The 350-nt window shown below is 39.4% G+C and carries 1 protein-coding gene; it reads left to right on the top strand.

Annotated elements, in window-relative coordinates; translation table 11 throughout:
• On the top strand, positions 1–350 hold a 350-nt coding region (locus AC1DWA_RS33900), incomplete at both ends, for an ATP-binding cassette domain-containing protein (RefSeq protein WP_477917951.1).

The following is a 350-nucleotide window of genomic DNA, read 5'->3' as shown; positions in this document are numbered from 1 at the left end:
GTTCTGCTTTAGGGAAAGCAAAAGGCCAAATCAAAGCAGTTCAAGATTTATCCTTTGATATTTATGAAGGCGAAACGTACGGATTAGTAGGTGAATCTGGCTGCGGGAAAAGTACAGCGGGGCGCACGCTTTTAAAATTAGTAGAACCAACGGGCGGAGAAGCACAGTTTAATGGAGAAAGTATTTTCGAATCTAAAGCATCACGCTTACGAACAATTCGTAAAGATTTACAAATGATTTTCCAAGATCCACATACTTCCCTTAATCCAAGAAAAAAGATTGGTGCTTCCATTCAAGAAACATTAACAATTCATAATGTAGGCGCAAAAAGCGAACGAAAGCAGCTTGTC

It is taken from the genome of Rhodococcus sp. P4_F3_2 (genome assembly GCF_056401335.1).
The sequence above is the reverse complement of the archived record's forward strand: the minus strand, read 5'-3'. Positions and strand labels throughout refer to the sequence as shown.